This is a genomic window from Brachybacterium sp., assembly GCF_052095815.1.
Classification (GTDB): Bacteria; Actinomycetota; Actinomycetes; order Actinomycetales; family Dermabacteraceae; genus Brachybacterium.
Map to the genome: position 1 here is coordinate 1 of NZ_JBQDLF010000038.1, position 20,611 is coordinate 20,611.

Sequence of the window (20,611 nt, forward strand, 5' to 3'; positions counted from 1 at the left end):
CGTCACCTCCTGTGTAGAGGGCGTACTTGTTGATGTATTGGACGACGCCGTCGGGCACCAGGTACCAGACAGGTGCTCCGGCCGCGACCCGGGTGCGGCAGTCGGTGGAGCTGATCGCCATCGCGGGGACCTCGATCAGGGTGACGCCGTCCTCCGGCAGCCCGGAGGTGTCGAGCTCGTGGCCGGGCCTGGTGACTCCGACGAAGTGGGCGAGGTCGAAGATCTCCTCGGTGTCCTTCCAGGTCAGGATGTTCTGGAGGGCATCTGCACCGGTGATGAAGAAGAGATCGGCCTCAGGCTGCTCACGATGCAGATCCCTCAGGGTGTCGATCGTGTAGGTCGCTCCCGGCCGATCGATGTCGACCCGAGAGACGGTGAACACCGGGTTCGCCGCGGTCGCCACCACCGTCATCAGGTAGCGGTCCTCGGGATCCGAGATCTCTCGATCCGCCTTCTGCCAGGGCCGACCGGTCGGCACGAAGATCACCTCGTCGAGCGCGAAGACGCTTTGGACCTCGCTGGCGGCGACGAGGTGGCCGTGATGGATGGGATCGAAGGTCCCGCCCATCACGCCGATCCGGCGTCGCTGCAGCTCCACCGGGTCAGTCGTCAGAGCCGGTGGTGTTCTTCTTGTCCAGGCTGCGGTGATGCGCGCCGCCGACGAGCCAGGTGAGGCCCAGCAGCGACATCAGGATGATGAACATCCCGATACCGACCGCGGGGGCGGGGAGCCCCTCGCTGGCAAGGGTGCCGGACTCGGCAAGGATCATGAGCTGATCAGTCATGTTCTTGATGACCTTTCCACGGGTGACCGAGCCATCATCCCACAGCAAAGTGCGCGCTCATGCTCCGGCGCGCATGATGGGAGTGGGGTCACGGCCGCACCTGCCCCTGGCCCACCACCAGCCATTTGCTCGCGGTGATCTCCCGCAGCCCCATCGGCCCGCGGGCGTGGAGCTTCTGGGTCGAGATGCCGATCTCTGCACCGAAGCCGAACTCGCTGCCGTCGGAGAAGCGGGTGGAGGCGTTCGCCATCACCACCGCGGAGTCGACCTCGTTCAGGAACCGCTGCTGGCTGCGGGCGTCGCGGGTGAGGATCGATTCCGTATGGCCGGTGGAGTGCTCCCGGATGTGGGCGAGCGCCTGGTCGAGATCCTCGACCACCTTCACCGCGAGCTCGAGCGCCAGGTACTCGGTGTCCCAGTCCTCCGCGACGGCCGGGATCACCTCGGCCTCGGTGCCGGCCGCGGCGAGGATCTCGGAGGCTCTCTCATCGGCGTGCAGGCGCACGCCGGCCGCGGCCAGAGGTGCCGCAAGGCGTGGCAGCGCCTGCTCGGCGATGTCCTGGTGGACCAGCAGCGTCTCGAGCGCATTGCACACCCCGATCCGCTGCAGCTTGGCATTGGCCACGATGTCGACCGCCTGGGCGAGGTCGGCGCTCGCGTCGACCAGCACATGGGTCTTCCCGGTGCCCGTCTCGATCACCGGGACCAGGGAGTTCTCCACCACTCTGCGGATCAGACCGGCGCCGCCGCGCGGGATCAGCACGTCCACCAGCCCGCGGGCGCGCATGAGCACGTCCACGCCCTCGCGGCCGTGCTCGTCGATCCCGGTGATCAGAGCCTCGGGGAGATCATGATCGACCAGCACCGAGCGCAGCACCGCGATGAGGGCGGTGTTGGAGTGGAGGGCGGCCGAGCCGCCGCGCAGCACCACCGCGCTGCCGGCCTTGAGCGCCAGGCCTGCGGCATCGACGGTGACATTCGGCCGTGCCTCATAGACCATGCCGATCACGCCCATCGGCACCCGCACCTCACGCAGCTCGAGGCCGTTCTCGAGGACTGAGCCGCGCACCACCTCGCCGATCGGATCAGGCAGAGCCGCCGCGTCCCGCAGCTGCTCGGCGATCGCCGCGACCCGCTCGGGGTCCAGGGCGAGCCGGTCCCGGAGCCCGGGGGCGATGCCGGAGGCGTCGGCCGCTGCGAGATCCCGCGCGTTCGCGTCCACAACCTCTGCGGCCCGCTCCACCAGCGCGTCGGCCATGGCCAGCAGCACCCGGTCCTTGGTGCCGCGGTGCAGGCGCGCCAGCGCCGGCTGTGCGTCCTTCGCGGCGCGGGCTGCGGCGAGGACTGCGGTGGTCACAGGAGATTCCATGCCTGGAGTCTACGAGCGCCGCACCCCTTCGGTCAGGTGCCGTCCGACCAGCAGACGCCGTCTCCGACCCCCATCGCTCAGAGCATCACCAGCTGGTCACGGTGGATGGCGGGGCGGCGGAACCTCTCCCCCAGCTGCTCACGGGCCTCGTCGGTGCCACGGCCGGCCATCACCCGCAGCTCGTCGCTGCTGAAGGAGGCGATCCCGCGGGCGATCACCGCACCGTCCGGGGCGATCACGTCGACCGGGACTCCGGCCGGGAAGGTGCCCTCGACGCGCGAGATGCCGACGGCCAGCAGCGAGCGGCGGCGGCTGCGCACGGCTTCTGCCGCGCCCTCGTCCAGGTGCAGGGTGCCCGCACCTCGGGTCGCGAAGCGCAGCCAGACCAGACGGGAGCGGCGACGGCCATGGTGGGCGGGGAAGAAGGTGCCCACGTCCTGCCCCTCGATCGCGGCGGAGAACTGCTCGGCGGAGGTCATCAGGGCTGCGGTTCCGGTGGTCGCGGCGAGCTGCGCCGCTGAGAGCTTCGTGACCATCCCTCCCGTGCCCACCTTCGAGCCCACCGGACCGATGTTCACCCCGGCCAGCCGTGCCACGTCGTCCACCTGGGCGATGCGCTCGGCGCCGGGCTCTCGCGGCGGCGCGGTGTACAGGGCGTCTACGTCGGTGAGCAGGATCAGTGCGTCGGCGCCCAGCAGCTGTGCGACCAGCGCCGCGAGGCGATCGTTGTCGCCGAAGCGGATCTCGTGGGTGGCGGTGGTGTCGTTCTCGTTGACGATCGGCACCGCCCCCAGGTCCAGCAGCGACTCGAGGGCGCTGCGCACATTGCGGTAGGTCTGGGGGCGGATCACATCGGACTCGGTGAGCAGCACCTGACCGGTGATCAGATGGTGCGCGGCGAAGGCGCTCGACCAGGCGCTCGCCAGCAGTGCCTGGCCCACGCTCGCGGCCGCCTGCTGGAGCTCGACCGCGGCGGGCCGCTCGGGCATTCCGAGCGGTCCCAGCGCGGCGGCGATCGCACCGGAGGAGACGATCACCAGCTCGGTGCCCCGGCCGGCCAGGGCCGCGGCGGTGTCGGCGATCTGCTGGATGCGGAGCTGGTCGAGGCGTCCGCGCTCATCGGTCAGGCTCGAGGACCCGATCTTGACGACGATGCGGCGGGCCGTCGCGAGCGTCTCCCGAGAGGTGAGCCGCTCCGGTTGGCGCAGCTCGATGCTGCTCACCGGGCCTCGTCCTGCGAGGCGGGGTCGGCCCAGTGACCGGCCCGTCGCTCCTCCTCCATCGCGGAGATCCGCTGCATCCTCGCCTCGGTGCGGGCGCGCTGCAGCTCCCGCTTCGTCTCGCGGGTGGGACGGGAATGATCCTCGAACCGGTCATCGGTGCCGCGGCGGCCCAGCATCTCGGCGCCGCCGACCATCGTCGGCTCCCAGTCGAAGACGACCGCGTCCTCCCCGGGACCGATCAGCACCGTCGAGCCCGCGACCGCGCCCGCGGCGTACAGCTGATCCTCGACGCCGAGCTTCGCCAGGCGGTCGGCGAGGTAGCCGACGGCCTCGTCGTTGGTGAAGTCGGTCTGACGCACCCAGCGCTCGGGCTTGTCCCCCTTGACGCGGAAGGCGGTGTGCCCGTCGTACTGCTCGGTGACCACCTCGAAGCCCTTCTCGTCGACTGCCTTGGGGGTCAGCACGATCGGGGCGGCCTCCGGCTCGGGGAGCTGTGCTCGCGCCTGCTCGACCAGCTCGCCGAGCACGAAGGACAGCTCGCGCAGGCCCTTGCGGGAGACGGCGGAGATATCCAGGATCGGGATCTCGCGCTCGGCGAGCTGCGCGCGGACCATGTCGGCCATATCCGCCCCATCGGGCAGATCCGTCTTGTTCAGCACCACCACGGTGGGCCGCTCCATGAGCGGCACCCGGCTGCCGGCCTCCTCGTCGAGGCTTGCTGCGTAGGTGGCCAGCTCGTTCTCGATGGTCGCGAGGTCCCCGACGGGGTCGCGATCCGATTCGAGGGCAGCGGCATCCAGCACGTGCACGATGACGTGGCAGCGCTCGATATGGCGCAGGAAGTCCAGGCCCAGGCCCTTGCCCTGGCTGGCTCCGGGGATGAGGCCCGGGACGTCGGCGATCGTGTAGCGGTGCTCCCCTGCCTCGACCACGCCGAGGTTCGGCACCAGGGTGGTGAAGGGGTAGTCGGCGATCTTGGGGCGGGCGGCGCTCATCGCGGCGATCAGGGAGGACTTGCCGGCGCTGGGAAAGCCCACCAGCGCGACGTCGGCGACCGTCTTCAGCTCGAGCACCAGGGAGCGCTCCTGGCCGGGCTCGCCGAGCAGGGCGAAGCCCGGGGCCTTGCGCTGGGCGGTGGCCAGTGCCGCATTGCCCAGTCCCCCGCTGCCGCCGCGGGCGGCGACGAAGCGGGTGCCGATGCCGATCATGTCGATCAGGACCGTGCCGTCCTCGGCCGTGACCACGGTGCCGTCGGGGACCGCGAGGATGAGGTCCTCGCCGCCGGCGCCGTGCCGCAGATCGCCCTTGCCGAAACCGCCGCTGGTCGCCTTCTGATGCGGCTTGTGGTGGTACTCCAGCAGCGTGGTGGTCGAGCCGTCGACCTCGAGGATCACATCGCCGCCGCGACCGCCGTTGGCACCATCGGGACCGGCCAGGGGCTTGAACTTCTCGCGACGGATCGAGGCGGCGCCGTTTCCGCCCGATCCCCCGGCGACCTGAAGCTGGACGCGGTCGACGAATGTGGCCATGGGTTCACTCCGATGATGGTGAGAAAAAGCATCGAGGGGCGGAGCGTTCGGCTCCGCCCCTCGAAGGACGCTATGTGCCCCGGGATCCGGGGCGAGCGATCAGACCGTCTCGACGATGCTGACCACGCGACGGTCGCGCTTGCGACCGAATTCGACAGTGCCCGCGGTGAGCGCGAACAGGGTGTCGTCGTTGCCGCGACCCACACCGTCACCGGGGTGGATCTTGGTGCCACGCTGGCGCACGATGATCTCGCCTGCGCCGACGTTCTGGCCGCCGAAGCGCTTGACGCCGAGGCGCTGGGAGTTGGAATCGCGCCCGTTCTTGGAGGAGCTGACGCCCTTCTTAGATGCCATCTGGGATCAATCCTTGTCTGTTCGGGGGATCGCTCAGGCGATTCCGGTGATCTTCAGCCGGGTGAGCTCCTGGCGGTGGCCCTGGCGCTTCTTGTAACCGGTCTTGTTCTTGTAGCGGAGGATCCGGATCTTCTCGCCGCGGAGGTCTTCGACCTTCTCGGCGGTGACCTTCACCTTGGCAAGCTCGTTCTGTGCGGAAGTGACCTTGTCACCGTCGACCAGCAGCACGGGAGCGAGATCGACGCTGTCGCCAGCCTCGCCTGCCACGCGGTTGATCACGATGGTGTCACCGACCGACACCTTCTCCTGACGACCGCCTGCGCGGACGATTGCGTACACCACGTCAATGCTCCATCTTGTGAATCGAATTCGAGACATGCTCCCTGCCGGGTGTCATCGCGGACCTGCGACCGTCAACCGGACCTGAGCCCCGTACGAACGGGGTCAAGCGGGAGATGCGGTCGCGCGATGCCCACCGGAAGCACGACTGCGGCACGTTTTGCGCCAGGGAACAGCTTACGATCCCGACACCCGCCGGTCAACCACCGGACACGTTCCGACCTGCGAGAACGCGGTCACACCCTGTGGAACACGTCACCCCTGGCCGGGGGCGTCCTGCTCCCAGGTCGAGCTCGAGGGCTCGCTCGCGGAATCCGTCGCCGTTTCAGCGGGGTCGTCGGACCCCGAAGACTCGCTGCGCTCTGCCGGAGCTGCCGCGTCCACGACCTCACCGTCGACGGTCACCTCGGGCTGCGTATGCGCCCCGGAGGCCGCCGCGATGGAGGCGATGGTGGCGCGAGCCAGGGCACGGCTGTCGGCGTCGTCCTCGAGACGATGCACATCGGCCTGCGACTCCTCGGTGCCGCTGTCGCCGCTCTCGGCCTCTTCCTTGGCACCGCCGCGCGTGCGTCGCCCGCGCCGTCGCGAGGACTTCGAGGAGTCGTCCCCGCCGTTCTCGCCGTGACCGGCGCTGCCGCCTCCGTTCCCGCCGTTGCCCCCACCGTTCGCAGTGCTGCCGCCGCCGTGGCTGTGGGTGCCGTCGACGTCGACGACCAGGCCGCGTCCGTTGCAGTGCTCACAGGTGTTCGAGAAGGTCTCGACCAGGCCCTGCCCGACCCGCTTGCGGGTCATCTGCACCAGGCCCAGCGAGGTGACCTCGGCGACCTGGTGCTTGGTCCGGTCTCGGCCCAGGCACTCGACCAGGCGCCGCAGCACCAGGTCCCGGTTGGACTCGAGCACCATGTCGATGAAGTCGATGACGATGATGCCGCCGATGTCGCGCAGCCGCAGCTGACGCACGATCTCCTCGGCGGATTCGAGGTTGTTCTTGGTGACCGTCTCCTCGAGCGAGCCGCCGGTGCCGGTGAATTTGCCTGTGTTCACATCGACCACGGTCATCGCCTCGGTGCGATCGATCACCAGGGAACCGCCGGAGGGCAGGTAGACCTTGCGATCCATGGCCTTGAGGAGCTGCTCGTCGATGCGGTGCTTCGCGAAGACGTCCTTGTCGCCGACATGGCGGGTCAGGCGCTCCAGCAGATCCGGGGCCACGTCGCTGATGTAGGCGTGGACGGCATCGTGGACCTTGTCCCCCTCGACGATCAGGGAGGTGAAGTCCTCGTTGAAGACGTCACGCACCACCTTGATGGCGATGTCCGGCTCCTGGGAGAGGGCCACCGGGGCGGACTTGCTCTTCTGCGACTTCTCGATCTTCTCCCACTGGGCGCGCAGGCGCTCGACGTCGTGCGTCAGCTCCTCCTCGCTCGCGCCCTCGGCGGCGGTGCGCACGATGACGCCCGCGTCCTCGGGGATGATCTCGCGCATGATCTTCTTCAGCCGCGCACGCTCGGTGTCGGGCAGCTTGCGGGAGATGCCGGTCATGGAGCCGCCGGGCACGAACACCACATAGCGGCCGGGCAGGGAGATCTGGCTGGTCAGCCGGGCACCCTTGTGACCGATCGGATCCTTGGTGACCTGCACCAGCACCGGATCGCCGCTCTTGAGCGCGAGCTCGATACGACGCGGCTGACCCTCGAGGCCCACAGCGTCCCAGTTGACCTCACCGGCGTAGAGCACCGCGTTGCGGCCCTTGCCGATATCCACGAACGCAGCTTCCATGGAGGGCAGCACGTTCTGGACCTTGCCCATGTAGACGTTGCCGACCATCGAGGTCTGCGTCTTCTGGGCGACGTAGTGCTCGACCAGCACATCGTCCTCGAGCACCGCGATCTGGGTGCGGCCGGCGCGCTCGCGCACCACCATCGAGCGCTTGACGGACTCGCGGCGGGCCAGGAACTCGGACTCTGTGATGACGTTGCGGCGACGACCGGCGTCACGGCCCTCACGGCGGCGCTGGCGCTTGGCCTCGAGGCGGGTCGAGCCCTTGACGGCCTTGACCTCGTCGCGCGCTTCTCGGGCGTCGCGCACCTTGACCACAGTGTTCGGCGGATCATCCGGGGAGGTCGATTCGTCCCCGCTGCTCCCGGAGCGGCGCCGACGCCGGCGACGGCGTGAGCTGGAGGAGCTGCCGGAACCGGACTCGGATCCCTCTCCGCTGCGGTCCTCGTCCTCGGCATCGTCCTGCGCGGAGCTCTCCGCGCCGTTGTCCTCGCTGTCGGTCTCGCCGTAGCCCGTGCCGTCCTCGGATCCCGAGCCGTCGTCGTCGCCGCGACCGCGACCGCGTCGGCCACGACCGCCTCGTCGACGCCGCCGGCGGGAGTTCGAGCTCGAGCTGTCGGAGGAGGAGTCCTCGCTGCTATCGCTGTCGTCGCTGTCGCCATCGCTGCCGTTGTCCTCAGACTCGGAGCCCGCGGCGGCGGAGTCGGAGCTGGCCGCGCCGGAGGTGCGCTGGGAGGAGCGTCGCGAGCGGCTGCGCCGGGAGCGCGAGGGCTGCTCCTCATCAGTCTCGGAATCAGTCTCGGACGACACCTCGTCGTCGTCGTCGGAACCAGCGGCGAAGGAGAGGCCGGCGCTGCCGACCGGGGCGTCGTGGGCACCGACGGTGGTGCGGGGCTGCGCGGTGGGCGCCTGGAACAGGAGCGAGGCGAAGTCCATCTGGACCTGCTCACGGCGACGGGCGCGGTCGTCATCCGCCGCCGCGGCGGAGTCGTCCTCACCGGCGCCACGGGCCGAGGCGAGGGCACGCAGATCGCCGAGGACAGGGCTGTCGTCCGTCGCCGCTGCGGGTGCTTCCGGTGCGGTTGCTTCCGGTGCAACGGCTTCTGGAACGACCGCTTCCGAAGCCTCCTCCTCGACCTGGGGCTCCACGGTCTGGGACGGCGCGGTCTGAGTCGGCGCGGCCTGGGGCTCCTCGACCGCATCCGCGGCCGGGATCACCGGGGCTCCGGCCGGGGCGCCAGCGCGCCGACGGGGGCGCTTCGTCCGCACCGGAGCGGGCTCAGCCGCGGCCGCCTCCTGCGCGGCCACCACGGTGCGCGGGGCGGAGGTCTCCGGCTGCGGGACCGCAGGCGGGGTGAAAGCAGGGGCTCCGACGGGGGCGCCGGCGCGCCGGCGACGACGAGCGGGAGCAGCGGGCTGCGTCTCGTCCGACGAATCGTTCTCGGGAATGTGGGTGCTGTCAGCCATGAGGCCGTCTCCTTCTGGAGGACCAGCGCACCCTGGTCCCTTCTGGTCATCGTCGCTGGGACGGAAGTCTCAAGCCCTCGCCGTCGCGCAGCTCCCCGATGGAAGCGCTGCGATGCCGACCGAGGGAACACAGCGGTCGCGGTCGTCCGCGTAGCCGGTGCTCCGACGTCACGACGCCGGGAGGTTCCCCCACCCGGTACGGAGCAGGAGAGTGCCTCGATCAGTATGGCACAGGGGTCGCTTCCGCCGGAGGCGACATGCTCGGACTGCCTCTGACCGTTCCCGCGGGTCTACGCTCGAGAGCGGGACCATCGTCCTTCGCCGCGCCGGTGACCGCCCCGTAGGTTTTATGACGGCGTGTCGTCCACTCGGGAGGAATCATGGAAGCCTTCGACCTGGCACGGTGGCAGTTCGGCATCACCACCGTGTACCACTTCATCTTCGTCCCGCTCACCATCGGACTGTCCCTGCTGGTCGCGATCATGCAGACCCGGGCGGTCTTCTCGAAGGATCCTGCGCGCAAGGATGCCTGGACGCGGATGACGAAGTTCTTCGGCTCGATGCTGATCGTGAACTTCGGCATCGGTATCGCCACCGGCATCGTCCAGGAGTTCCAGTTCGGCATGAACTGGTCCGAGTACGCACGCTATGTGGGCGACGTCTTCGGCGCACCGCTGGCGCTCGAGGGCCTGGCGGCCTTCTTCCTCGAATCCGTGTTCCTGGGACTGTGGATCTTCGGCTGGGGCAAGATGCCCGAGAAGATCCACCTGCTGACGATCTGGGCCGTGGCACTGGGCACCACCCTCTCGGCGTATTTCATCATCGCCGCGAACTCCTTCATGCAGCATCCTGTCGGCGCGATGCTGAACCCTGAGACCGGGCGTGCGGAGCTCGACCCCTCGCAGGGCTCGATCCTCGCGGTGCTCACGAACGTCACCGCGATGGCGGCCTTCCCGCATGTGGTCTCCGGGGCCTGGCTGGTGGCTGGAGCGTTCCTCACCGGGGTCGCCGTCTGGCACATGGTGCGCCACCACAACCGGGCGCGAGCATTCGGCCTGGACACCGAGGAGGGGCAGGAGCACCATCTCGCCGCCCGCGATCTGTTCCGGCCCACCGTGCGCTTCGGGGTGATCGCCATGGTGGTGTCCGCCGTGGTGCTCGTCATCTCCGGGGACTTCCAGGCCAAGCTCATGTTCGAGCAGCAGCCGATGAAGATGGCCTCGGCCGAGGCACTGTGCGAGACGCAGTCGGACGTACCGTTCTCGATCCTCACCGTCGGAGGGCCGGATGCCTTCAGCGAGGACTGCTCGGGGGTCACCCACATCATCGAGATCCCTTATGTGACGGGGATCCTCGCCACCAACGACCCGCACGCCACCCTGCAGGGCGTGGACGATCTCAACGCCCAGTACAAGGAGCAGTTCGGCGAGACCGCCCTGGACATCCGCGGCAACGAGGTCGCCGTCGACTACCGGCCGAACCTCTTCGTCACCTACTGGTCCTTCCGGCTGATGATGGGGCTCGCCGCCTTCAGCGGAATTCTCGCCCTCTGGGCCCTGTGGGTCACCCGCGGCAAGGGGGAGAACGCCCGCACCTCCGGATCGAAGCTCCTCCAGTGGTTCGCCGTGCTCGCGATCCCGATGCCCTTCTTCGCGAACTCCGCGGGCTGGGTCTTCACCGAGATCGGACGGCAGCCCTGGGTGGTCCACCCCAACCCCCTGGATCCGACGGTCCGGCTGATGACCATGCAGGGCGTCTCCGCGAACCCCGGCTGGATGGTGCTCACCTCGCTGGTCGCCTTCACCCTCGTCTACGGAGTCCTCGCCGTGCTCTGGTTCCAGATGATGCGCAAGGCAGCGCTCAAGGGCGTGCCGCTGGCCCGGCGCGACCCCGAGACCGACGAGCTCGACACCCCCACCCTGTCTTTCGACTACTGAGAAGGGACCAGATCAGATCATGGATGCCATGCTCGACCCCACGGTCCTCCAGACCCTGTGGTTCGCCCTCATCGCCTTCTTCTTCCTGGGCTACTTCGTGCTCGAGGGCTTCGACTTCGGGGTGCAGATGAACGTCGCCACCTTCTGGCGACGAGGCGTGCAGACTCGCGGCACGGTGCTGAAGACCATCGGGCCCGTCTGGGACGGCAACGAGGTCTGGCTGATCACCGGCGGCGCGCTGCTGTTCGCGGCCTTCCCGGAGTGGTATGCCACGCTGTTCTCCGGCTTCTATCTCGCCCTGCTGCTCCTGCTGCTGGTGCTGATCGTGCGGGTGTGCGCCTTCAAATGGCGTGACAAGGTGGACAGCGACCGCTGGAAGAACTCCTGGGACGTGGTCCATGTGATCGGCGGCTTCGCGCCCGCCCTCCTGTGGGGTGTGGCCTTCGGGAATATCGTCTCCGGAGTCTCCATTGATGAGAACCACTGGGTGACCACCTCCCTGCTGGGACTGCTGAACCCCTTCGCGCTGCTGGCCGGGGTGGTGTTCGTGCTGCTGTTCTGGCTGCACGGCACCCACTACCTCGCGCTCAAGGTCCAGGGCAGGCTGCGGGAGGACGCGAACCGGCTGGCCGGGATCCTGGTGTGGCCGACGTTCGTGTCCGGTGCCGCCTTCCTGCTCTGGTTCCAGTTCTCCCACTCGAACACCTGGCTCACCCTGATCCCGGTGGCCGTGGCCGCGGTGGCCCTGCTCGCGGCGGTCCCGCTGAACCGGAAGCGCCGGGAGGGCCTCGCCTTCGGTGCGACCTCGACCGCCATCGCCGCGGCTGCGATCACCCTGTTCGGGGGCCTGTTCCCCTATGTCATGCCGGCCAGCAACGATCCGGCGAACTCGCTGACGGTCGCGAACGCCTCCTCGACCGAGCACACGCTCACGGTGATGCTGGTGGCACTCGGCGTGCTGATGCCCATCGTGATCGCCTACACCGTCTGGACCTATCGGGTGTTCCGCCACCGGGTGGCCGATGAGGACTCCCCCGCCCCCGGCGCCGAGCTGCTCGAGAAGGCGAAGAAGGGCTACCGGGAAGCCTTCGAGCAGGGCTGACAGACTGATCCGATGACCACCGCGACCGCAGAGCCCACCAAGGCCGACCCCGCCGCCGAGCCGGCGCCGAGGCGGAGCCGGGCCCCGCTGGACCCCCGCCTGGTGCGGGAGGTCAGGGCCGCCCGGCACCACCTCGTCAGGAGCGTGGTGCTGGGGCTCGTGCAGTCCGCCTGCATCATCGTCACCGCCCTGGTCATCGCACGCCTCGGCGCGCATCTCCTGGTCCAGCGTGAGATCCCCCAGGAGGCGCCGACCCTGCTGCTGGTGCTTGTCACGGCGCTCGCGGTGCGTGCCGGCGCCGTGCTCGTCGAGGAGGCCACCGCCCACCGTGCGGCGACCGCCGCGATCAGCGAGCTGCGCGGCCGGATCGTCGGCCATGCGGCGGCGCTCGGCCCGCGTGCCGGTGCCGGTCGCGGCGCGGACCTGACTGCGCTGGCCACCACCGGCATCGAGAACCTGCGCCCCTATCTGGTGGGATACGTCCCGCAGCTGCTGCTCTCGCTCACGGTGACCCCGCTGTGCCTGCTGACCATCGGTGTGCTGGATCCGCTCAGCGCGATGATCGCCCTCATCACTCTGCCGCTGATTCCAATCTTCATGGTGCTGGTCGGCAAGCTGACCGTGGGACGGTCCGAGAAGCTGATCGCGGACATGCGCTCCTTGTGGGCCCAGCTGCTGGACCTGGTGGACGGGCTGCCCACGCTGCGGGCGCTGGGCCGCGAGCGCGGGCCCGAGAGGACGGTGCGGGAGCTCGGCGACCGTCACCGCGCCTCGGCGATGGGCTCGCTGAGATTCGCCTTCCTCTCCTCGATGGTGCTCGAGCTGCTGGCCACGCTGTGCGTCGCACTGATCGCCGTGAGCATCGGGATGCGACTGGTCTACGGGGAGATGGAGCTGGCTCCCGCGCTCGCGGTGCTGGTGCTCGCCCCGGAGATCTACCAGCCGCTGCGCAACGTCGGTTCGCAGTACCACGCCTCCACCGACGGTCTGGCGGCGGTGGGCGCGGCCTTCGAGGTGCTCGATGAGCAGCCGTCGGCCGACGGCGCTCTGCCCGCCCCGGATCTGCGCACCTCCTCCCTCGCCCTGCACGGGGTCTCGGTGCGCTCCCGCGACGGCTGGGCACCGCGCAGCGCTGAGCTCACGGTGAGGCCCGGCCGGGTGCTCGCACTGACCGGGCCCTCGGGCGCCGGAAAGACGACCGCGGTCCAGGTGCTGCTGGGGCTGGTGGATAACGACCGGGGCCATGCGGAGGTGATCGCCGCCGACGGCACCGCGACCGACGTCCGCGAGATCACGCGGCGCAGCCTGTGGGACCAGGTCGCCTGGCTGCCGCAGCGTCCTGTGCTGCCCCCGGGGACGATCCGTTCCGTGCTCGTCAGCTCCCAGCCCGGCGCCGACCAGGCCGAGCTGGAGGCGGCGGCCGCCGCGACCGGTCTCGACGCGGTCATCGCCGAGCGGGGCTGGGAGGCGGATCTCGGCCGCGCGGGGCACGGGATCTCGCTCGGTGAGCGGCAGCGTCTCGCTCTGGCCAGGGCGGTCCTCTCCCCCGCACCGCTGGTGGTCCTGGACGAGCCCACCGCGCATCTCGACGGCGCTGCCGAGCAGGTGGTGCTGGACCTGATCGCGGATCTCCGTGAGCGGGGACGGACCGTCGTGGTGATCGCCCACCGCTCACGGCTGGTGGACGTCGCCGATGACGTCGCACGCGTGGAGGCAGGCCGATGACCCCCGCCCCGACAGCCCTCAACGATCCCGCCCGCTCCGACCTGCGCCGGGCGGTGCGGGCGCTCGAGATCCCCCGCGCGCGGCTGCTCGCCGCGGTGCTCGCCGCCTGCGCGACCCTCGGCTCCGCCTTCGCCCTCGCCGCGGTGTCCGCATATCTGGTCACCCGTGCCTGGACGATGCCGCCGGTGCTGGACCTCACCGTCGCCGTGGTGATGGTCCGGGCGCTCGGAGTCTCGCGAGGGGTGTTCCGGTGGCTCGAGCGGATGCTCACCCACGATGTGGCGCTGCGCGGCGTGGTCTCCCTGCGCACGAACCTGTTCTCAGCGCTCGCAGCGCGCACCGACGACACCCTCACCCGGCTGCGGCGCGGGGACCTTCTGAGCCGACTGGGCGACGATGCGCAGGAGCTCGGCGACCATGTCATCACCGCGCTCGTGCCCGGGCTGGTCGCCGCTGTGATGGGGGTGGTCGTGCTCGCGACCTTCGCGCCGCTGTCCCCGGCGGCGACCGCAGCGATGCTCGCGGCACTGCTGCTGGCGAGCGTGCTCGCACCGCTGGCCTCCCACCGCGCCGCCCGCCTCTCCGAGCAGGCCGTGCTCACCACCCGGGCCGAGGTCAGCGCCCAGTCGCTCGAGATCCTCGATGACGCGACCTCGCTCCGGGTCGACGGTCGGCTCGAGGCGGCGCTGACGCAGCTGCATGCCCGGCAGGCCGCCCATGACGCCGCGATCGACCGCGCCGCCCTGCCTGCGGCGGTCGCTGCGGCAGCGGTGCCGTTGACGCTCATCCTCGCCGTGACCGGCTCGCTGCTCGCAGCCGGTGCGGTCTGGCTGGACGGCAGCGCGTCGGCCGGACAGGTCGGCATCCTGCTGCTGCTGCCGCTGTCCTCCTTCGAGGCCGCGACCGCGCTGCCTGCCGCCGCCGCCCAGCACGCGCGCTCCCAGGCCGCTGCGCAGCGCCTGGGACAGCTGGTGGGCCGGGCGCCCACCAGTCCGGCGCCCACCGACCCGGCACCCGTCGGCCCCACCCGCACCGACCCGGTACCGCAGCGCCCGCTGACCGCCGCCCTCCGCGTGGTGGGGCTCACGGCCGGGTGGACCGCTGAGGCGCCGCGGGTGCGGTCGCTGGACCTCGAGCTGCCTCCCGGTGCTCGGCTCGCGGTGGTCGGCCCCTCAGGCAGCGGGAAGTCCACGCTGCTGGCGACGCTCGCCGGGCTGCTCGACCCGCTCGCCGGCACGGTCGAGCTAGATGCCCAGGACGTCGCCGCCCTCGCCCCGCAGGACGTGCGCTCCCGGGTGACGATGTTCGCGGAGGACGGTCATGTCTTCGCCACCACGCTGCGGGAGAACCTGCGGGTGGTGCGGGGGGATCTCGAGGACTCCGAGGCGGAGGATGCGCTGCGGGCCGTCGGCCTCGACGACTGGATCGCGACCCTCCCCCACGGGCTCGACACGATGCTCGGTCCGGATGGGACCACCATCTCCGGCGGTGAACGGCGGCGGCTGCTGCTGGCGCGCGCGGTGGTGCGCCGCGGACCGGTGCTGCTGCTGGACGAGCCCACCGAGCATCTCGACACCGGACGGGGCGATGCGCTGCTGCGCGCGCTGCTCGATCCTCGCGAGAGCACCCTCGTCCCTGCGACCACCACCGTCGTGGTGGTCACCCACCGTGTCGAGGCGATTCCCTCCGGCACCCCGATCCTCCGTCTCGAGGAGCACCGATGAGCTCACACACCCCATCACCCACGCGCCCGCCATCGACCGCTCCCGCCCGTCCGGATCGTCCGCGCATCCAGGATCTCGCCGGCGCCATCCTCGCCGGGGGCGAGACCGAGGACCTGCTGGACCTGCTGCTCCACTCCGCCCGCACCGACCTCGCCGCCCGCAACGCCGCCCTCGTGATGCCGCTGGGCCCCTCCCGCTGGGGGATAGAGATGGTGGACGGCCCGGATGCCGCCTCGCTGCATGGTGCGGAGATCCCCGCGGACTCAGCCATCGGCGAGGCCCTGCTGTGCGCGGATCCCGATGTGCTCGAGGCCATCGACAGCCTCAACGTGGACACCGCCGGCACCGGGCAGGAGGACTGCCGGGCGCTGCTGGGCGTGATCGACGCGGCAGAGCACGGAACGGGGCTGCTCGCGGTGCTGCGCGCCGCGGATGCCGAGCCGTTCACGGCCGCGGATCGCGAGCGGCTGGACTCGCTCGCGGGTCTGATCGCCCTCACCCTGCGCTCCCCGTTCCTGCACTCGGACAGCGGGATCGACGACGAGCGCGGTCGCATCGCCCGCGACCTCCACGATCTCGCGATCCAGGAGCTCTTCGCCGTCGGGATGGAGCTCGAGAGCCTGGTGCAGTCCCTCGAGGCGCCGGGCATGACCCCGTCGAACGCCCGGATCCGCAGCTCCGTGGCCACTTCGGTGCAGGGAGTCGAGAACGCCGTCGCCCAGATCCGGCAGATCGTGCAGTCACTGCGACGCGAGCGCGCCGTGGCCAGCCTCTCCGAGCAGCTTCGGCACGAGGTGGGGCTGGCCACCGCCGGGCTGGGCTTCGTCCCCTCGATGCGGCTGCCCCCGCACCCCGCGGAGATGGATGCCGAGCTGCCACCGGAGATCGCCGAGGACGTGGTGGCGGTGGTGCGGGAGTGCCTGGCCAATGCGGCCCGGCACGCGCACGCGAGCGCGGTCGCGGTCTCGGTGAGCGTGTTCTCCGAGGGGGTCGACCGGGTGGTGCAGGTCAATGTCTCCGACAACGGCCGCGGGATCGATCCCTCGGTGCGCCGTCGCAGCGGGTTGGCGAACATGTCTGCCCGTGCGCGGCGTCATTCCGGCTGGGTGGACGCGATCAACCTCGAGCCGGGGACGATGATCTCCTGGCGGGTGACGCTGCCGAGCTGAGGCCTGCTCTGCCGGCGCTGCTACTGCTGCTTCCACCCGGCGCGACGGCGGGCGGCGACCAGCGCCGCCACCTGGGTGCGACGCTGCATCCCGAGCGCCTGCAGGATCACCGTGACCCGGTTCTTGACTGTCTTCTCGGCGATGCCGAGCGCTTCGGCGATCTCACGGTTGGAGTGTCCATCGCCGATCAGCTCGACGATCCGCTGATCGGACTGCGAGAGGTCCGGTCCTTCATCCCCGTGGTCGGCGGGCCAGATCGACTTCCCTGCATGCACCGCGATGATCGCCTCGACGATCTCCTGCGAGCGCGCGGACTTCAGCATCAGGCCGGCCGCCCCCACGGCTTTCGATTCACGCAGCGCGGCGTCGTCGTCGAAGCTGGTGAGCACCAGCATCAGCTGCTCGGGGTTCAGCTCCCGGGCCTTCTTCATGACGTCGATGCCGGTGCCGTCCGGGAGCTGGAGGTCCACGACCAGCACCTCGGGCCGGATCGCGGGCAGGCGTCGGTTCGCCTCGAGGACGGAGGAGGCCTCACCGATCACGCTCAGCTGCTCGCTCGCATCGATCACGGTGACGATGCCGCGACGGACCACCTCATGGTCATCGACCAGCATCACGCGGATCGGTGTGGGGGAAGAGCTCGACGTCACAGGAATTCTCACCTCGCGGATCATCTGCTCGCTGTGCTGTCCTCGAAAGTCGGCACAGTCACCCGGAGCAGGCTTCGGTTCCTCCGCCCTTCGTGACGGAGCCGGGCTCAATCTATCGCATCGGGCAGTCCCTGCCCTGGTCGGAAACGACGTCACCGAATGCGGGATCACTCTCGCGCAGCGCTCCGAGCCAGCAGGCCATGCATGGTCATCCAGCTGATGAAAGCCTCGAACCAGCCGGTGCTCGTCGTCTCCTTCGGATACATGCCGAAGCCGTGGCCGCCGCGTTCGTAGTAGTGGAACTCGACGGGGCGTCCGGCAGCGTGCCAGCTCTCGACGAGTCCGAATCCGCTGGAGGCGAACAGGGGGTCATCGGCGGCGAGCGCGATGAACAGCGGCGGCGCGTCCGCCGGGACGTCGAACGAGCTCATCGGGCCATAGACGCTACCGATGAAGGCGGGCTCGGCGTCCTCGCCCGCGAGGGCGGTGGCGAGTGTGAGCATAGCGCCGGCGGAGAAGCCGACCATGCCGACCCGGGCCGGATCCAGGCCCCACTGGGTCGCGTGGCTGCGCACCCATGCAAAGGCGGCGCGGGCGTCGGTGATCTGCGCATCAAGACCCGCGAACGATCCGACCGGGTCCTTCCGGTGGGCCGGGGGCGGTCCGGAGAGCATCTCGCGGATCTCCGTCGCGAAATCCTCGAGTTCAGGGGCGGTCTGTCGGAGGCGATACTTCACCACGAATGCGGCGACGCCGCGGTCGGCGAGCGCCCGCGCGACGTCCCAGCCCTCGTTCTGCATGGACAGTGACCGGAAGCCACCGCCGGGAGCCACGATCACGGCGGTGCCCGTGGCATCGGCCGGATCGGGCAGCACGGGCGTGAGTGTGGCGACGGTGACGTTCCGGGCGAACACGCTCCCGTATTCGCGGTGCCAGGATTCCGGGGTCGTCGCCCCGGGCAGCACGCCGGTGCCCAGCTCCACGGTGCCCGGCTGCTCGGGCGTCACGATCGGCGTCATCCCCTCATCCACTGTGCTCGGGGCCATGTGTGTCTCCATTCGGGAGGTCAGCGGGAGAGCATGGCCTCAGTGCCACGCCCCGCACAGAGTCTATGTCCGGCCATACCTCCTGCCTATGACGTGATGTGTGCCCTCGGCCGCTGGCAGCGCGGGCAGAAGTGCGAGGAACGGTTCTGGAACATCTCGCGACGGATCGTCGCGCCGCAGCGGGGGCATGCCTGCCCGGTGCGCCCATAGGCGTTCAGCGAGCGGGCGAAATAGCCGCTGCGACCATCGACGTTCACGTACAGCGCGTCGAAGCTGGTGCCGCCCACTTCCAGTGCCCGCTCCATCACTTCCTGGGCGGCACGGAGGATCGCGAGCGCCCGGCGCTGGCTGAGCGCAGTGCCCGGGGTGTCGAAGCGGGTCCGTGCCGTCCACAGCGCCTCGTCGGCGTAGATGTTCCCGATCCCCGAGACCAGCTGCTGGTTGAGCAGCAGCGACTTCACACCGCTGCGTCGGGCGCGCAGGGCACGGGCGATCCCGGGGAGGTCGACTGCCGGGTCGAGCAGATCGCGGGCCACGTGGGCAGCGTCGGTCGGAAGCAGTCCATCCGGACTGCCCATCGCGGCGAGCGCGCCGTCGGCCGCCTCCACCAGCGGGCTGGTCCACAGGCCGCCGAAGAGACGCTGATCGATGAGGTCCACGCGGGTTCCGCCGTCGAGGTGCAGCGACAGGCGTCGGTGGCGCAGCGGATCCGAGGCGGGACCCTCCGAGGGTGCACGGGGCGCCAGTGCGGTCCCGTCGGCGGTCGCGATCCGCAGCTGCCCGCTCATTCCCAGGTGTCCCATCAGCGCCTCGCCGGTGTCGGCGCCGTCCGCATCGGCGAGCCGCCACCACAGGAACTTGCCGCGCCGCACCACCGCCGTGAGGGTGGTGCCGAGGAGGGCGGCGCGCAGCCGGTCCACTCCCCCGACCTGGCGGCGGATGATCCGGGCGTCGAGCAGCTCGACGGCCTCCACGGTGCGGCCGACGGTGCGGGGCTCGAGGCCGCGCCGGACGACCTCGACCTCGGGCAGCTCGGGCATGAGCTCAGCCTCCGTTCAGCCTCGCGGGATCAGGGTCTCGCCGCGCTCGGCGAGGATCCCTCGCACCGCGTTCTGGGCCGCGGCGAGCTCGGAGTCCTTCTTCGAGGCGCCGTCGCCGCGGGCGGTGACGATCCCTTCGACGGTGACCGTGGCGGTGAAGGTCTTCTGGTGCTCGAGACCGGATTCGGTGATCTCGTAGGAGACGCTCTGCCCTTCGGCCGCGGCGATCTCCTGGAGACGGGACTTGAAGTCGTATCCGGTCTCGAGGAACTCGTCGGAGTCCAGCAGGGGGCGCAGCAGCTCGAGCACGAAGTGGCGGGAGACGTCCTGGCCGAGCGCCAGGTGGGCGGCCCCGATCACGGCCTCGGTGGTGTCCGCGAGGATCGATGCCTTGGCACGGCCGCCGGTGAGGTCCTCACCGCGCCCCAGCCGCACATACGCGCCGAGGTCGAGCTTCGAGGCGATCACGGCGAGCGCGCGCGTGCTCACGGTCGCCGCGCGGCGACGTGCCAGATCACCTTCGGGAAGCGTCGGGTGGGTGGCGTAGAGGTGCTCGGTCACGGCGAGCTGCAGCACCGCATCGCCGAGGAACTCGAGCCGTTCGTTGTGCGGCAGGCCGTCATTCTCGTACGAATAGGAGCGGTGGGTCAGCGCGAGATCGAGGAGCCCGGACTCGCTGAGGTCGGCCGCCTGCCCGGCGTCCAACGGCAGTCGGTCCAGCAGGCCCTTCGGAGCGGCGGCCTCGGTGGCGCGGCGCCTGCGCGCCATCAGGCCTCCTCGTTCTTCGACTCGTCCTCGAACAGGCCCTGCAGAGCGGCGAAGCGATCGTCGATGACGTCGTGGTGGTGGTCCGGATCGTCCTCCATGCGGAAGCCGCACTGGCCGCACAGGCCGGGGCAGTCCTCACGGCACAGGGGGCGCTCATCGGCCGCCATCGCGAGCGCGTCACGCACCAGCGGGCCGAGGTTGACGGCCTCGTCCTCGAGGAGGGTCGAGTCCTCCTTCTCGTCCGCCTTCACCTTCTCGGGGAACATGAACAGCTCGTCGAGTCGGGCGGTGACGTCCTGCTCGACCGGGTCGAGGCAGCGGGAGCACTCCCCATCGAGGTGGGCGACCACGGTGCCGTGGACGTAGATCCCCTCGACCACGGACTCGAGCTCCGCCTCGACGGCGATGTCCTGCCCTTCGGGGACCTGCATCGCGATGCCGCCGGCCTCACGTGCCGGGGCGGGGACGGTGCGCTCCACGTGACGGTGCGATCCGGTGCGGCTGATGAGGTCGACCGCATCGAAGATCAGGGCGGTGTCCAGCGATGTGGTGGAGGCGTGGTCGGAAGACATCGGTGATGGTCCTGTTCGTGTCGTGGGGATCAA

General features: G+C 70.1%; 18 protein-coding genes. 5 read left to right on the plus strand and 13 right to left on the minus strand.

Annotated features, from left to right (window positions below; genetic code table 11):
• The 8 genes from nadD to ACTH43_RS13870 form a co-directional block, all read right to left on the minus strand.
• The coding region (gene nadD / locus ACTH43_RS13835; RefSeq protein ID WP_441445521.1) for a nicotinate-nucleotide adenylyltransferase at nucleotides 1–568 on the minus strand (568 nt) is incomplete at its 3' end.
• Between the two features lie 34 nt (nucleotides 569–602).
• On the minus strand, nucleotides 603–785 hold the full coding sequence (locus ACTH43_RS13840) for a hypothetical protein (RefSeq protein WP_441445483.1): 183 nt from the start codon (nucleotides 783–785) through the stop codon (nucleotides 603–605).
• A gap of 88 nt (nucleotides 786–873) precedes the next feature.
• On the minus strand, nucleotides 874–2,154 hold the full coding sequence (locus ACTH43_RS13845) for a glutamate-5-semialdehyde dehydrogenase (protein ID WP_441445484.1): 1,281 nt from the start codon (nucleotides 2,152–2,154) through the stop codon (nucleotides 874–876).
• A gap of 77 nt (nucleotides 2,155–2,231) precedes the next feature.
• Nucleotides 2,232–3,377, minus strand: coding sequence for a glutamate 5-kinase (gene proB / locus ACTH43_RS13850; protein WP_441445485.1), 1,146 nt, complete (start codon nucleotides 3,375–3,377; stop codon nucleotides 2,232–2,234).
• Nucleotides 3,374–4,906 carry a GTPase ObgE gene (gene obgE, locus ACTH43_RS13855; RefSeq protein WP_441445486.1) on the minus strand — a complete coding sequence of 511 codons (1,533 nt, stop codon included), beginning with the start codon at nucleotides 4,904–4,906 and terminating at the stop codon, nucleotides 3,374–3,376. The genes proB and obgE overlap by 4 nt, the downstream gene beginning before the upstream one ends.
• Nucleotides 4,907–5,005: 99 nt before the next feature.
• Nucleotides 5,006–5,260 carry a 50S ribosomal protein L27 gene (gene rpmA, locus ACTH43_RS13860; RefSeq protein ID WP_299303813.1) on the minus strand — a complete coding sequence of 85 codons (255 nt, stop codon included), beginning with the start codon at nucleotides 5,258–5,260 and terminating at the stop codon, nucleotides 5,006–5,008.
• Between the two features lie 33 nt (nucleotides 5,261–5,293).
• Entirely contained in the window at nucleotides 5,294–5,602 is a 309-nt protein-coding gene (gene rplU / locus ACTH43_RS13865; protein WP_089063991.1) for a 50S ribosomal protein L21, read from the minus strand.
• Nucleotides 5,603–5,854: 252 nt separating this feature from the next.
• Nucleotides 5,855–8,845 (minus strand): Rne/Rng family ribonuclease, encoded by a 2,991-nt coding sequence (locus tag ACTH43_RS13870; RefSeq protein WP_441445487.1) that lies wholly within the window; start codon nucleotides 8,843–8,845, stop codon nucleotides 5,855–5,857.
• Between the two features lie 380 nt (nucleotides 8,846–9,225).
• Between ACTH43_RS13870 and ACTH43_RS13875 the strand changes: the two genes are divergently transcribed.
• From ACTH43_RS13875 to ACTH43_RS13895, 5 genes are read left to right on the plus strand one after another with little or no spacing between them, the layout of a single operon-like run.
• Entirely contained in the window at nucleotides 9,226–10,782 is a 1,557-nt protein-coding gene (locus ACTH43_RS13875) for a cytochrome ubiquinol oxidase subunit I (RefSeq protein ID WP_441445488.1), read from the plus strand.
• A 19-nt stretch (nucleotides 10,783–10,801) separates the two neighbouring features.
• Entirely contained in the window at nucleotides 10,802–11,884 is a 1,083-nt protein-coding gene (gene cydB / locus ACTH43_RS13880; protein WP_441445489.1) for a cytochrome d ubiquinol oxidase subunit II, read from the plus strand.
• Between the two features lie 12 nt (nucleotides 11,885–11,896).
• On the plus strand, nucleotides 11,897–13,609 hold the full coding sequence (gene cydD, locus ACTH43_RS13885) for a thiol reductant ABC exporter subunit CydD (RefSeq protein ID WP_441445490.1): 1,713 nt from the start codon (nucleotides 11,897–11,899) through the stop codon (nucleotides 13,607–13,609).
• Nucleotides 13,606–15,333 (plus strand): thiol reductant ABC exporter subunit CydC, encoded by a 1,728-nt coding sequence (cydC, locus tag ACTH43_RS13890; RefSeq protein ID WP_441445491.1) that lies wholly within the window; start codon nucleotides 13,606–13,608, stop codon nucleotides 15,331–15,333. Before cydD ends, cydC begins: the two co-directional genes overlap by 4 nt.
• Nucleotides 15,330–16,502 (plus strand): sensor histidine kinase, encoded by a 1,173-nt coding sequence (locus ACTH43_RS13895; protein WP_441445492.1) that lies wholly within the window; start codon nucleotides 15,330–15,332, stop codon nucleotides 16,500–16,502. The genes cydC and ACTH43_RS13895 overlap by 4 nt, the downstream gene beginning before the upstream one ends.
• Before the next feature lie 20 nt (nucleotides 16,503–16,522).
• On the opposite strand, the gene ACTH43_RS13900 is transcribed toward ACTH43_RS13895, so the two are convergent.
• From ACTH43_RS13900 to ACTH43_RS13920, 5 genes are all read right to left on the minus strand, one after another.
• Entirely contained in the window at nucleotides 16,523–17,176 is a 654-nt protein-coding gene (locus ACTH43_RS13900) for a response regulator transcription factor (RefSeq protein ID WP_441445493.1), read from the minus strand.
• A 143-nt stretch (nucleotides 17,177–17,319) separates the two neighbouring features.
• Nucleotides 17,320–18,198, minus strand: a complete 879-nt coding sequence (locus ACTH43_RS13905; RefSeq protein ID WP_441445494.1) for an alpha/beta hydrolase — start codon at nucleotides 18,196–18,198, stop codon at nucleotides 17,320–17,322.
• A gap of 86 nt (nucleotides 18,199–18,284) precedes the next feature.
• A complete protein-coding gene (mutM, locus tag ACTH43_RS13910; protein ID WP_441445495.1) occupies nucleotides 18,285–19,238 on the minus strand; it encodes a bifunctional DNA-formamidopyrimidine glycosylase/DNA-(apurinic or apyrimidinic site) lyase in 954 nt (317 codons plus the stop codon).
• A gap of 15 nt (nucleotides 19,239–19,253) precedes the next feature.
• Nucleotides 19,254–20,006: a ribonuclease III gene (gene rnc, locus ACTH43_RS13915; protein ID WP_441445496.1), complete on the minus strand. Its 753-nt coding sequence runs from the start codon at nucleotides 20,004–20,006 to the stop codon at nucleotides 19,254–19,256.
• Nucleotides 20,006–20,578, minus strand: a complete 573-nt coding sequence (locus ACTH43_RS13920) for a YceD family protein (RefSeq protein ID WP_441445497.1) — start codon at nucleotides 20,576–20,578, stop codon at nucleotides 20,006–20,008. Before ACTH43_RS13920 ends, rnc begins: the two co-directional genes overlap by 1 nt.
• Between the last annotated feature and the right edge of the window lie 33 nt (nucleotides 20,579–20,611).

What these genes read in the sequence shown, in the direction of transcription:
- ACTH43_RS13840 (WP_441445483.1), bottom strand. Translation starts at nt 785, where the DNA reads ATGACTGATCAGCTCATGATCCTTGCCGAGTCCGGCACCCTTGCCAGC.
- obgE (WP_441445486.1), bottom strand. Translation starts at nt 4,906, where the DNA reads ATGGCCACATTCGTCGACCGCGTCCAGCTTCAGGTCGCCGGGGGATCG.
- rnc (WP_441445496.1), bottom strand. Translation starts at nt 20,006, where the DNA reads ATGGCGCGCAGGCGCCGCGCCACCGAGGCCGCCGCTCCGAAGGGCCTG.
- cydC (WP_441445491.1), top strand. Translation starts at nt 13,606, where the DNA reads ATGACCCCCGCCCCGACAGCCCTCAACGATCCCGCCCGCTCCGACCTG.
- ACTH43_RS13905 (WP_441445494.1), bottom strand. Translation starts at nt 18,198, where the DNA reads ATGGCCCCGAGCACAGTGGATGAGGGGATGACGCCGATCGTGACGCCC.
- cydD (WP_441445490.1), top strand. Translation starts at nt 11,897, where the DNA reads ATGACCACCGCGACCGCAGAGCCCACCAAGGCCGACCCCGCCGCCGAG.
- ACTH43_RS13875 (WP_441445488.1), top strand. Translation starts at nt 9,226, where the DNA reads ATGGAAGCCTTCGACCTGGCACGGTGGCAGTTCGGCATCACCACCGTG.
- cydB (WP_441445489.1), top strand. Translation starts at nt 10,802, where the DNA reads ATGGATGCCATGCTCGACCCCACGGTCCTCCAGACCCTGTGGTTCGCC.
- ACTH43_RS13845 (WP_441445484.1), bottom strand. Translation starts at nt 2,154, where the DNA reads ATGGAATCTCCTGTGACCACCGCAGTCCTCGCCGCAGCCCGCGCCGCG.
- ACTH43_RS13920 (WP_441445497.1), bottom strand. Translation starts at nt 20,578, where the DNA reads ATGTCTTCCGACCACGCCTCCACCACATCGCTGGACACCGCCCTGATC.
- ACTH43_RS13870 (WP_441445487.1), bottom strand. Translation starts at nt 8,845, where the DNA reads ATGGCTGACAGCACCCACATTCCCGAGAACGATTCGTCGGACGAGACG.
- rpmA (WP_299303813.1), bottom strand. Translation starts at nt 5,260, where the DNA reads ATGGCATCTAAGAAGGGCGTCAGCTCCTCCAAGAACGGGCGCGATTCC.
- mutM (WP_441445495.1), bottom strand. Translation starts at nt 19,238, where the DNA reads ATGCCCGAGCTGCCCGAGGTCGAGGTCGTCCGGCGCGGCCTCGAGCCC.
- ACTH43_RS13900 (WP_441445493.1), bottom strand. Translation starts at nt 17,176, where the DNA reads ATGATCCGCGAGGTGAGAATTCCTGTGACGTCGAGCTCTTCCCCCACA.
- ACTH43_RS13895 (WP_441445492.1), top strand. Translation starts at nt 15,330, where the DNA reads ATGAGCTCACACACCCCATCACCCACGCGCCCGCCATCGACCGCTCCC.